Below are 11,878 nucleotides of genomic sequence, written 5' to 3'. Positions count from 1 at the left end.
CCCGCCCGGTTGTAGTGAGAAATCTGTGACGAGGCAGGTCTCCTGGCTGACGGTGTTCGGGCCTTGGGCCCGGCGTTCGCTGCGCCTTCCCGCGGGCTCAGTGGATTGAGCTGGCAGTGGCGTGGCAACGAACTTCACCGTTCACAGTTGCGGGGGCAGCCGCGGCTTTGACCGCGTTCCCTTCTTAGCTTCGGCGTGGGCCGAAGAACCTCGAAAGCGCAAGGCTACGCATCGGGTGGTGACCGGTCAATGGTTGGATTGGGGGCATATCCGTTGCTGCGGTAACGGCCTCCTATGGTTTCGCTCTTACAGCGGTCACTTTTTCCAAACGCCGGGTTTGAGGTTTGGGGTTTGGGGGGCATATCCGTTTCTTCGGGTGTTGCCTCTGGCGGTTTCGCTCTTACAGCGAGTCACCTTTTCCAAACGCCGAAAAGGTAACCCAAAAGGCTTTGCCCCGGCGTACGGCACTTCGCTGAGGCTCAGTGTTCCCTCGCTACGGTGTCCATCCGGGGGCATCGCCTCCGGTTTGCTTCGCTGCACCTCCTCTCGATGTATGCGGCTTCGCCGCATGGCGCTGCGCGCCTAACCCCCGGATGAACACCTACGCTCGGCCTGCCGAAGGGGCTGAAGATCAAAAGCCACATCAAAAGCCAGAGCCAGAGCCAGAGCCAAAGCAGATCAAAAGATCACAGCCTTCGGCAGCTCACGGGAGTGGTTGTATTCAGTCAGAGATTGGTCGGCTGTCAGGCCGCCTTCGCGAGCAAGCCCGCTCCCACAGTTTAGATTGTGTACAGCCCCATGCGGCGAAGCCGCCCCACTCAACACAATGAGCGTTAGCTCGAGTACCGCTTTTGATCTGCGGGCCCGTCGGCAGGCTGAGTGGAGGGATTTATCCGGGGGTGGGAGCGCAGCGACCGTTTGGCGCAGCCAAACACAGCGAGAGGAGGTGCAGCGAAGCAAACCGTAGGCGCTGCCCCCCGGATAAATCCCGCAGCGAAGGAACCCGAGCCTAGGCGAGGGCCGAACGTCAGGGCACAGACCTTTTGGTTACTTTTGGGGCGTTTGCCAAAAGTGACCCGCCGTAAGGGCGGAACCGTAATCAGCAACACCCGCAGCAACGGATCCACCCCCAAAATTGACTAAATCCCCCACCCCATGCTCTCCTACACAACTTGTTACGGGTGCCCTTCACAGGGTGAAACGGGAAACCGGTGAATCATGTGCTTTACTCAAAGCCATGTCAGTCCGGTGCTGCCCCCGCAACGGTAAGCGAGCGAAGCGTCAGATCCACTGTGCCAACGCGGCATGGGAAGGTGACGCTTGCAGGTCGGCCAGACGCCAACCCCTCGTGAGCCCGGAGACCGGCCCGCAACACACAGTGCGCATTGTGCGTCGCTGAACATAACAAACCCGCGGTGGGCGGGCGCTGTTCGAACCTTTGCGTGCCCGACTCGCAGGGGTTTTCATGCGCTCTATATCACCCGCTGACACTCCAGAGGGAAGCGCCATGTCGATCATCAGCAGCACCGGCAGCAACACCGACAAAATCTCCAGCACCGCCACCTTGAGCCAACGCCTGACCGCCGCGATCTTCGCGTCGATTCTGGGTGCCAGCCTTGTGTACTTCGCCGGTTTCTCGCACATCGAAGCGGTGCATAACGCCGCCCACGATACCCGCCACAGCGCCGCGTTCCCGTGCCACTGAGACCTGCCGACATGATCAAGCGTATCGCGCAAACCGCAGGCTTCACCGGCCTGCTGGCCGCCCTGCTGCTGACGTTGCTGCAAAGCTTCTGGGTCTCGCCGCTGATTCTGCAGGCCGAAACCTTCGAGAAGTCCGAACCGGTGGCCGTTCACGAACACGCCGCCGGTACGGCTGCTCACACCCATGACGCCGAAGCCTGGGAGCCGGAAGACGGCTGGCAACGCGTGGTCTCGACCACCGGCGGCAATCTGGTGGTGGCGGTCGGGTTCGCCCTGATGCTCGCTGGCCTGTACACCCTGCGTGCACCGACCAAAACCTCGCAAGGCCTGCTCTGGGGCCTGGCCGGTTACGCGACCTTCGTGCTCGCACCGACCTTGGGCCTGCCGCCTGAACTACCGGGCACCGCTGCAGCCGATCTGGCGTCGCGGCAAACCTGGTGGATCGGCACCGCCGCTTCCACCGCTGTTGGCCTGGCGTTGATTGTGTTCAGCCGCCACTGGTTGATGAAGCTGCTGGGCGTGGCGATCCTCGCCGTGCCGCACGTGATCGGCGCACCGCAACCGGAAGTGCATTCGATGCTCGCCCCGGAGGCGCTGGAAGCCCAGTTCAAAATCGCTTCGCAGTTGACCAATGTGGCGTTCTGGCTGGCCCTGGGTCTGATCAGCGCCTGGTTGTTCCGCCGCAAAAGCGATGGTCAATACCACGCATGACCGATGACCGCGCAGCGCCGACCTTTGTGGTCGGCCTGGGCTGCCAGCGCGGCTGCCCGGCCAGCACGCTGCGCGCGTTACTCGATCAGGCGTTGCAGGCGCATCGTATAGAACTTGAAGCGGTCAAGGCCTTGGCCAGCATCGATCTTAAACGCGATGAACCCGGCCTGCAGGAACTGGCCAGCCAACTGGCGTTGCCGTTGTTGTATTTCAGCAGCGACGAACTGGCCAGTTACCAGCAGCGACTCAGTCACCATTCGCAGATCGCCTATGAGCGCACCGGTTGCTACGGGGTGGCGGAAAGTGCCGCCCTGGCCCTTGCCGAGCAGTTGATTCAGGCACCGGCAAAACTGCTGATTTCCCGGCAAAAATACGCTCAGGCAACCTTGGCATTGGCCGGCGCTGCGTAAATTCCCGATAATCCCCCTGTTTGATCATGAGCAATCTTCATCTGAAGCGTTGCCCTGCCCCGTTTTTCACAGGATTTCTTCATGACCGTCTACTTCATCGGCGCCGGCCCCGGCGACCCGGAATTGATCACCGTCAAAGGCCAGCGGCTGATCCGCAGTTGCCCGGTGATCATCTACGCAGGCTCGCTGGTACCGGCTGCGGTGCTGGAGGGGCATCAGGCCGACACCGTGGTCAACAGCGCCGAATTGCATCTGGAGCAGATCATTGAACTGATCAAATCCGCCCATGCCAATGGCCAGAACGTAGCGCGGGTGCATTCGGGTGATCCGAGTCTGTATGGCGCGATTGGCGAGCAGATTCGATATCTGCGCGAGCTGAATATTCCGTTCGAGATCATTCCCGGCGTCACCGCGACCGCAGCGTGTGCAGCCTTGCTAGGCGCGGAACTGACACTGCCGGACGTGTCGCAGAGCGTGATTCTGACCCGCTACGCGGACAAGACCGCAATGCCGGCGGGTGAGGAGTTGAGCAGTCTGGCGCAGCATGGCGCGACCATGGCGATTCATCTGGGGGTCAATCATCTGCAGAAAATCATCGCCGAACTGCTGCCGCATTACGGCGCGGATTGCCCGATTGCGGTGATTCACCGGGCGACGTGGCCGGATCAGGACTGGGTGGTGGGGACGCTGGCGGATATTGCCGCGAAGGTGGAGGCCAAGGGGTTTCGGCGTACGGCGTTGATTCTGGTGGGACGGGTGTTGGGGAGTGAGGTGTTTAGCGAATCGTCGCTGTATCGTGCGGGGCATGCACACCTCTACAGACCCTGAATCATATGGGATTGGGTGCCAACCTGTGGCGAGGGGATTTATCCCCGATGAACTGCGCAGCAGTTCCTTTTCTGGGGCTGCTTCGCAACCCATCGGGGATAAATCCCCTCGCCACACAACAAACAGGCACTCATTAATCAAGTGCATAAAAAAACGGCGCTCACGGGGCGCCGTTTTTCGTGTTCGCAGTGAACACCTTACTCAGTAGTAGGCGTTTTCTTTCTGCGTGTGGTCGGTCACGTCGCGCACACCTTTGAGCTCTGGAATACGCTCGAGCAAGGTGCGTTCGATGCCTTCCTTCAGGGTCACGTCGGCCTGGCCGCAGCCTTGGCAGCCGCCGCCGAACTGCAGCACGGCAATGCCGTCCTCGACCACATCGATCAGGCTGACCTGACCGCCGTGGCTGGCCAGCCCCGGGTTGATTTCGGTTTGCAGGTAGTAGTTGATGCGCTCGTTGACCGGGCTGTCGGCATTGACCATCGGAACTTTGGCGTTTGGCGCCTTGATGGTCAGTTGGCCGCCCATGCGGTCGGTGGCGTAATCGACGACGGCGTCGTCAAGGAACGCTTCGCTGAACGAATCGATATAGGCGGTGAAGCTTTTCAGCCCCAGCGCGGTATCTTCAGGTTTTTCTTCGCCCGGCTTGCAGTAGGCAATGCAGGTTTCGGCGTACTGGGTGCCAGGCTGGGTGATGAAGACGCGGATGCCGATGCCTGGAGTGTTCTGCTTGGAGAGCAGATCGGCCAGGTAATCGTGGGCGGCGTCAGTAATGGTAATAGCGGTCATGGAAACTCCTCGCAGGCTTGGGCGCAGTTTACGCCAATCATTGCGCCGGACAAAGTCCTAGTATTTTTGTCGGGAAAGATTCTCGACAGGTGCGCGCATCGGTTCGCCCTCGATCCGCGCTTTAAGCCACTGATAGCTGCGTTTTTCCACCCATTCGTAGCTCAACCATGACCCCACACCAATCGCCAGAGCGCAGACGATGAACATCAGATACGGGTTGATTCCGTAGCGTCGCGCGATAAAACCACCAACCGACAACACCAACACGTGCATCAGATATACCGAATAGGAACAGTCACCGAGCCATTTCATCACCCGATTGCGCTCGACGTAGCGCTCCAGCGCCATGCAAGCCATCACCAGCACCGCGCTCGGCACGCCCCAGTTCAATAACCTTGGCGCCGGTGCCAGGTGATAGATCGCCATCATCGCAGCGCCCATCGCCAACAGCGGCAGCCACAGGCCGGCGCCAATCCAGCCCCGGCGATAGAGCACGCCAATGCCGATCCCCAGCAGAAACTCGTAGACGATGTCGGAACGGTAAAACTCGTTGAGCCAGCCGAACGCCTGACACACCGAAAACAGCAACGCGGCGACCACCAGCAAGCGCACCTGCCAGCGGAACACCAGCGCGCATGCAAACAACACATAGAAGAGCATTTCGTAGTTGAGCGTCCAGCCGACATTCAGCGTCGGATAAATCCCGTAGCCGCCGGGGTTTTGCGCAGGAATGAATAACAGCGACGCGAGGAAATGCGCCCAGTCAACCGTCTGATCCGGCAACATTGGCCGGGCGAACAGCACCAGCAACGCCATCAACAGCGTGTACAGCCAGTACGCCGGGACAATGCGAAACAACCGATACAGCAGAAACCGCGCCGGAGGAAGTGCTTTGCTTTCGGTGGAGAGGAAAATCACCAGACCACTGATGACGAAGAAAACATCGACGCCGACTGCGCCTTTGTCGATGAAGAACTGCCCGACCGGGCCGCGGGCCTTGAAGTCGAAGAAAATCTGCATGAAGTGGTGACAGACCACCGTCCACGCGGCAAGCGCTCGCAGGGCCTGCACTGAAATCAACATCGGAGGGGCTCCCGTACACAACTCTTAAAATCACCAGAATTCCCCGGTGGGAGCGGGCTTGCTCGCGAAAGCGGTATGTCAGTCGAAGTAATTTTCGAATCTACCTACGCCTTCGCGAGCAAGCTCGCTCCCACAGGGTATTTGCGGTGTTACCTGAAGCTGTGACAGTCGGCCTGTATTAAACGATCAAAGATTCTGGTAGCGATTCATGTCCAGCACGCCCTCTTCCACCGGATCGGTTTCGTGGATGTATTGGCTCAGGTCGTGGAAATAGAACCAGAATTGCGGATGACTGCGACGAATCCCCCAGCGTTCGACGATTTTCTCGAAACGATCGGCATCCTTGGCATTCTCCATGGCATCGACAAACTCCGGCACTTGTTCGGCCGGAATGTTGAAGATGAAATTCGGATAGCTGCTCAGTACGCCCGGGTAGATGGTCAAGGTGTCCAGCCCTGGCTGATAGCGCAGCGACTCGCCCAACAGGAACGCCACGTTACTGTGCGCACGGTTGCGCAGCAGGCTGTACATCTCGCGTTTGCCGCTGCGGGTTTCGATGCGCAGCATGGTTGCTTCCGGCAATTGGTCGATAACCTTCAGACCGGCGGCCGGACGTGACGTCAGGCGACTCAGCGCCTGCTCGGCATTCTGCAGCGCCGGGTCGATATTCGGCCGCGAGCAGTAGGCGCCGTCACAGCGGTTGATCGGATCCGGCCGCGCATTGAGGTCGCCGTAACGCGCCAGCAACTGCGTGGCGAAATCGTATTTAGGGTCCTTCGGATCGAGTTTCAGCGCGGTCGGTTTGTCGTCGTCGATCGCCTCATAGTCGAGCCACATCTTGAACTGGCCGCTGCTTTGGTACCAATCGTCGAGGTAGTCCTCGCGGGAATCGGCCGGCATCAGGCGCAGGAAGTTCTGCTCGGCGCCGTTGCGGATCAGGTCGAAATACAGACGAGTCTGCGCCTGATGGGAGACGTTGCCGAACACATCGAAGTTGACCGCCAACTGATAATAGGTGCGCTCCAGCAGTGGATAGTCGAACAGCCACATGGTCTGTGGCACTTCGCCGATCAGGCCTTTGGTCACCGACGCACTGTCGAAGTGGCGGAAAATGCTCAGCAGCGCGTTGTCGTTGCCGGCCCACAGGGTTGACCAGCTCGGAGCCGGCAGTTCGGCGTAACTGTCGCGGCGCAGGGCTTCGTATTCGTTGCGCTTGTTGCGGTAGTTGTGCCACAGGCTCAGCACACTGCCGACGTCGTCGTTCTGCCCGGGCATTGCCAGCAACGGCGTGGCCTGGCCGCGATAGTTGGGGTCGGTGATGTAAAGATCGTGTTCCGGCGCCTGGAACAGCGCCCAGAAGTTATCGCGGATCACATCCGTCGCAATCTGCCCACGGCACACCGGCCCGCGAATGAAGGTGCGGACGAAGTATTCAGCGTTATCGAGCATGAACTGGTAACGCGCCTGTGCCGGAATCGCCTCGAAGGTGGCGAACGGGTTGGCCCGGCTCTGCGGGCCGTAACCCGGCAACGCATTGACCTGCCAGTTGCCGCTGTAGAACAGACTCTTGACCCGCGCCATCTTCGCCGCACTCAGCGGATAGGTGATGTGGGTCTTGTGCACGATCACCCCTTGCACCGGCCACAAGCGGTAATACACCTGAGTGCCCGGATCGTCATTCGGGCGGCGGGTGGCGATCAGGTCGATCGGCTGCCCTGTCGGCGTGCGCGAACGCACCCACTGGAAGTAGTGCCCCGGCTCACCGTCCTTGAAATAGATATGCGCGAGGAACCAGTGTTCGAACAGCCAGCGCCCGACCAGACTCTGCCGCGCCCCCGGCGCATTGAGCAGGTTTTCCCACTGGACGATTTGCAGGGCTTCCTTGGCGCTCGGCGCCAGCCCCTGCTCGTCGATCGGCGCACCGGACGCCAGCCAGCGTTGCAGGGTCTGGTATTGCTGATCGGTCAGCCCGGTCACCGCCAGCGGCATGCCTTCTTTCGGGTGGGCGCCGGCATAGCCGTCAAACTCGGCGGGCATCGCGCACATGTTTTCCCGTTGCAGGCCGAGCACGATGTCTTCCGGCAGCTTGGCATTCGGGGTCAGCGGGGTTTTGTGGCCCAGTTCCAGCATCCGCGCCATCAGCGCCGCCTGGCTACCCTGGGCATCGAGTACCGAATAAAAGCCCTTCTGCTGCCAGGCACGTTTACCGAAGGCGTCGTAGAACAGCCGCGTGGTCGGCGCCGCCTGAGTGCGTTCGCCGTCGTAGACCGGCATCTTGCTCGCGCCACGCCCTGCGCCTTCGCCGCTGCCCAGATTGAGCTGGCACGCCGAGTCGTAGCAGGCATGGCAGGCCACACACTTCTCGGTGAAGATTGGCTGGATGTCACGCGTATATGAAATAGAAGGTGAGATCGCGGGTTCCTGCGCAATGGCGCCCCAGCTTAAAAACAGCAAGAAAATGCTGATGACGCGGTACGACATGCCCATGATCCCGATCGTGAAAAAAACGCCCGCGATTCTACAGTATGACGCTCGTACCAACATGAACGATATTCATGCAAAAGCAGCACGTGCTCCAAAAGCGCACAGGTTTGTTATGATCCCGGCCCTTCGTCATGGTCTTTTCGAGTAGTCCCAATGTCCGATCGCAGCGTCCGCCTTCAAGCTCTCAAGCAAGCCCTCAAAGAGCGCATCCTGATTCTCGACGGCGGCATGGGCACGATGATCCAGAGCTACAAGCTCGAAGAACAGGATTATCGCGGCAAACGCTTCGCTGACTGGCCGAGTGACGTCAAGGGCAACAACGACCTGCTGGTGATTACCCGTCCGGACGTGATCGGCGGCATCGAAAAGGCCTATCTGGATGCCGGCGCCGACATTCTGGAAACCAACACCTTCAACGCCACGCGCATTTCCATGGCCGACTACGGCATGGAAGAGCTGGCGTACGAATTAAACGTAGAAGGCGCACGACTGGCGCGCAAGGTGGCCGACGCCAAGACCGCCGAGAACCCGGACAAGCCGCGCTTCGTCGCCGGCGTGCTCGGCCCGACCAGCCGCACCTGCTCGCTGTCGCCAGACGTGAACAACCCCGGCTACCGCAATGTCACCTTCGATGAACTAGTGGAGAACTACACCGAGGCCACCAAGGGCCTGATCGAGGGCGGCGTCGACCTGATCCTGATCGAAACCATCTTCGACACCCTCAACGCCAAAGCCGCGATCTTCGCCGTGCAAGGCGTGTTCGAAGAGCTGCACATCGAACTGCCGATCATGATTTCCGGGACCATCACCGATGCGTCCGGTCGCACCCTCTCGGGCCAGACCACCGAAGCGTTCTGGAACTCGGTGGCCCACGCCAAGCCGATCTCGGTCGGCCTCAACTGCGCCCTCGGCGCCAGTGAGCTGCGCCCCTACCTGGAAGAGCTGTCGAACAAGGCCAGCACCCACGTTTCCGCGCACCCGAACGCCGGTTTGCCGAACGAGTTCGGCGAGTACGACGAGTTGCCGGTGGACACCGCCAAAGTCATCGAAGAATTCGCCCAGAGCGGCTTCCTCAATATCGTCGGCGGTTGCTGCGGCACCACCCCGGGCCACATCGAAGCCATCGCCAAGGCCGTGGCCGGTTACGCACCGCGGCAGATTCCGGACATCCCCAAGGCCTGCCGCCTCTCGGGCCTGGAACCGTTCACCATCGATCGCAGCTCGTTGTTCGTCAACGTCGGCGAGCGCACCAACATCACCGGTTCCGCCAAGTTCGCCCGTCTGATCCGTGAAGACAACTACACCGAAGCCCTGGAAGTCGCCCTGCAGCAGGTCGAGGCCGGCGCGCAGGTGATCGACATCAACATGGACGAAGGCATGCTCGATTCGAAGAAGGCCATGGTGACCTTCCTCAATCTGATCGCCGGTGAGCCGGACATCTCCCGCGTGCCGATCATGATCGACTCCTCGAAATGGGAAGTGATCGAAGCCGGCCTGAAGTGCATTCAGGGCAAGGGCATCGTCAACTCAATCAGCATGAAAGAAGGCGTCGAGCAATTCATCCATCACGCCAAGCTGTGCAAACGCTACGGCGCTGCGGTGGTGGTGATGGCGTTCGATGAAGCCGGCCAGGCCGACACCGAAGCGCGCAAGAAAGAAATCTGCAAACGCTCCTACGACATTCTGGTCAACGAAGTCGGCTTCCCGCCGGAAGACATCATCTTCGACCCGAACATCTTCGCCGTGGCCACCGGCATCGAAGAACACAACAACTACGCTGTGGACTTCATCAACGCCTGTGCCTACATCCGCGACGAGCTGCCGTATGCGCTGAGTTCCGGCGGCGTGTCCAACGTGTCGTTCTCGTTCCGTGGCAACAACCCGGTGCGTGAAGCGATTCACTCGGTGTTCCTGCTGTACGCGATCCGCGCCGGCCTGACCATGGGTATCGTCAACGCCGGTCAGCTGGAAATCTACGACCAGATCCCGCAGGAGCTGCGCGACGCCGTCGAAGACGTGATCCTCAACCGCACGCCGGAAGGCACCGACGCCCTCCTCGCCATCGCCGACAAGTACAAGGGCGACGGCAGCGTCAAGGAAGCCGAGACCGAAGAGTGGCGCAGTTGGGACGTCAACAAGCGTCTGGAGCATGCGCTGGTCAAGGGCATCACCACCCACATCGTCGAAGACACCGAAGAGTCGCGCCAGTCGTTCGCGCGGCCGATCGAAGTCATCGAAGGCCCGCTGATGTCCGGCATGAACATCGTCGGCGACCTGTTCGGCGCCGGCAAAATGTTCCTGCCGCAGGTGGTGAAATCCGCGCGCGTAATGAAGCAGGCCGTGGCGCATCTGATCCCGTTCATCGAACTGGAAAAAGGCGACAAGCCGGAAGCCAAGGGCAAGATCCTGATGGCCACGGTAAAAGGCGACGTGCACGACATCGGCAAGAACATCGTCGGCGTGGTTCTGGGTTGCAACGGCTACGACATCGTCGACCTCGGCGTGATGGTCCCGGCGGAGAAAATCCTCCAGGTGGCCAAGGAAGAAAAGTGCGACATCATCGGCCTGTCCGGGCTGATCACTCCGTCGCTGGACGAGATGGTTCACGTTGCCCGTGAAATGCAGCGTCAGGATTTCCATCTGCCGCTGATGATCGGTGGTGCGACCACGTCCAAGGCGCACACCGCCGTGAAGATCGAGCCGAAGTACAGCAACGATGCGGTGGTCTACGTCACCGACGCCTCGCGTGCGGTCGGTGTGGCGACGCAGTTGCTGTCCAAGGAGCTCAAGGCCGGTTTCGTCGAGAAGACCCGTCTGGAATACGTCGATGTGCGTGAGCGCACCGCCAACCGCAGCGCCCGTACCGAGCGCCTGAGCTACGCGGCGGCGATTGCCAAGAAGCCACAGTTCGACTGGGCCAACTACACGCCGGTCAAACCGACCTTCACCGGCACCCGCGTGCTGGACAACATCGACCTCAACGTTCTGGCCGAGTACATCGACTGGACGCCGTTCTTCATTTCCTGGGACCTGGCCGGCAAATTCCCGCGCATCCTCGAAGACGAAGTGGTCGGTGAAGCGGCCACCGCGCTGTACAAGGACGCGCGCGAGATGCTCACCAAGCTGATCGACGAGCAGCTGATCAGCGCCCGGGCGGTGTTCGGTTTCTGGCCGGCCAATCAGGTGCATGACGACGACATCGAACTGTACGGCGATGACGGCAAGCCGATGGCGCGCCTGCATCACCTGCGCCAGCAGACCATCAAGACCGACGGCAAGCCGAATTTCTCGCTGGCCGACTTCGTTGCACCGAAAGACAGCGAAGTGACCGACTACGTCGGTGGTTTCATCACCACCGCCGGCATCGGCGCCGAAGAAGTCGCCAAGGCCTATCAGGACGCTGGCGACGACTACAACTCGATCATGGTCAAGGCACTGGCCGACCGTCTGGCCGAGGCCTGCGCCGAATGGCTGCACCAGCAAGTGCGCAAAGAGCACTGGGGTTACGCCAAGGATGAGGTGCTGGACAACGACGCACTGATCAAAGAGCAGTATTCCGGTATCCGTCCGGCACCAGGATACCCGGCCTGCCCGGATCACACCGAGAAAGCCACGCTGTTCACCCTGCTCGATCCTGAAGCCAGCGAAATGCGCGCGGGCCGCAGCGGCGTGTTCCTCACTGAACACTACGCGATGTTCCCGGCAGCGGCGGTCAGCGGCTGGTACTTCGCCCATCCGCAGGCGCAATACTTCGCAGTCGGCAAGGTCGACAAGGATCAGGTGCAGAGCTACACCTCGCGCAAAGGTCAGGAACTGAGCGTGACCGAGCGCTGGCTGGCGCCGAACCTCGGTTACGACGAATAAGCGCAACG

Annotated in this window: 9 protein-coding genes and 2 riboswitches; of the genes, 6 read left to right on the top strand and 3 right to left on the bottom strand. The window is 60.6% G+C overall.

What is annotated here, in order from left to right; translation table 11 throughout:
• Positions 1-14: 14 nt before the first annotated feature.
• Positions 15-228: riboswitch (cobalamin riboswitch) on the bottom strand.
• 934 nt (positions 229-1,162) lie between these two features.
• A riboswitch (cobalamin riboswitch) is annotated at positions 1,163-1,385 on the top strand.
• Between the two features lie 122 nt (positions 1,386-1,507).
• From M0808_RS19660 to cobM, 4 genes are all read left to right on the top strand, one after another.
• The gene (locus tag M0808_RS19660; protein ID WP_003225486.1) at positions 1,508-1,705 is read left to right on the top strand and encodes a CbtB domain-containing protein; all 198 of its coding nucleotides are present in this window, start codon (positions 1,508-1,510) and stop codon (positions 1,703-1,705) included.
• 11 nt (positions 1,706-1,716) lie between these two features.
• Positions 1,717-2,415 carry a CbtA family protein gene (locus M0808_RS19655; RefSeq protein WP_027613714.1) on the top strand — a complete coding sequence of 233 codons (699 nt, stop codon included), beginning with the start codon at positions 1,717-1,719 and terminating at the stop codon, positions 2,413-2,415.
• Positions 2,412-2,825: a cobalamin biosynthesis protein gene (locus M0808_RS19650; RefSeq protein ID WP_047598597.1), complete on the top strand. Its 414-nt coding sequence runs from the start codon at positions 2,412-2,414 to the stop codon at positions 2,823-2,825. The genes M0808_RS19655 and M0808_RS19650 overlap by 4 nt, the downstream gene beginning before the upstream one ends.
• 81 nt (positions 2,826-2,906) lie before the next feature.
• Complete coding sequence (gene cobM / locus M0808_RS19645) at positions 2,907-3,653, top strand: precorrin-4 C(11)-methyltransferase (RefSeq protein ID WP_247842186.1); 747 nt, start codon at positions 2,907-2,909, stop codon at positions 3,651-3,653.
• A 201-nt stretch (positions 3,654-3,854) separates the two neighbouring features.
• On the opposite strand, the gene nfuA is transcribed toward cobM, so the two are convergent.
• The 3 genes from nfuA to M0808_RS19630 form a co-directional block, all read right to left on the bottom strand.
• Entirely contained in the window at positions 3,855-4,439 is a 585-nt protein-coding gene (gene nfuA, locus M0808_RS19640; protein WP_003225494.1) for a Fe-S biogenesis protein NfuA, read from the bottom strand.
• Between the two features lie 57 nt (positions 4,440-4,496).
• On the bottom strand, positions 4,497-5,522 hold the full coding sequence (locus tag M0808_RS19635) for an acyltransferase (protein ID WP_097087279.1): 1,026 nt from the start codon (positions 5,520-5,522) through the stop codon (positions 4,497-4,499).
• A gap of 186 nt (positions 5,523-5,708) precedes the next feature.
• Positions 5,709-8,003: a fatty acid cis/trans isomerase gene (locus tag M0808_RS19630; protein ID WP_247842185.1), complete on the bottom strand. Its 2,295-nt coding sequence runs from the start codon at positions 8,001-8,003 to the stop codon at positions 5,709-5,711.
• Between M0808_RS19630 and M0808_RS19625 the strand changes: the two genes are divergently transcribed.
• On the top strand, positions 7,903-8,154 hold the full coding sequence (locus M0808_RS19625; protein ID WP_177325655.1) for a hypothetical protein: 252 nt from the start codon (positions 7,903-7,905) through the stop codon (positions 8,152-8,154). The two genes, M0808_RS19630 and M0808_RS19625, sit on opposite strands and share 101 nt — an antisense overlap.
• Before the next feature lie 5 nt (positions 8,155-8,159).
• A complete protein-coding gene (metH, locus tag M0808_RS19620; RefSeq protein WP_247842184.1) occupies positions 8,160-11,870 on the top strand; it encodes a methionine synthase in 3,711 nt (1,236 codons plus the stop codon).
• Positions 11,871-11,878: the final 8 nt, after the last annotated feature.

It is taken from the genome of Pseudomonas sp. MWU12-3103b (assembly GCF_023100615.1).
Lineage (GTDB): Bacteria > Pseudomonadota > Gammaproteobacteria > Pseudomonadales > Pseudomonadaceae > Aquipseudomonas > Aquipseudomonas putida_A.
The sequence above is the reverse complement of the archived record's forward strand: the minus strand, read 5'-3'. Positions and strand labels throughout refer to the sequence as shown.